The following is a 308-nucleotide window of genomic DNA, read 5'->3' on the forward strand; positions in this document are numbered from 1 at the left end:
GGGGGGGGGGGGGGGGGGGGGGGGTGAGGGGGGGCGGGGACGCCGAAACAAACAAAAAACAAAAAAAAAAAAAAAAAAAAAAAAAAAACCCACCACAACAAAAAAAAAACACCACAAAACACAAAAAAAAAAAACAAAAAAAAAAAAAAAACAACAAAAAAACAAAAAAAAACAACCAAAAAAACAAAAAAAACAACAAAAAAAAAAAAAAAAACAAAACCAACACCCCCACCAAACAAAACAACAAACAAACCCAAACACCAACACAAACCAAAAAAAAAAACACACCCCCCAACAACAAAAACCAA

1 protein-coding gene is annotated in these 308 nt (G+C 34.1%); it reads right to left on the reverse strand.

The features are described from left to right. On the reverse strand, nucleotides 1-308 hold a 308-nt coding region (locus tag PUR56_RS43420), incomplete at both ends, for a hypothetical protein (RefSeq protein WP_329949132.1).

The sequence above is a fragment of the Streptomyces sp. BE303 genome (assembly GCF_036290945.1).
Lineage (GTDB): Bacteria > Actinomycetota > Actinomycetes > Streptomycetales > Streptomycetaceae > Kitasatospora.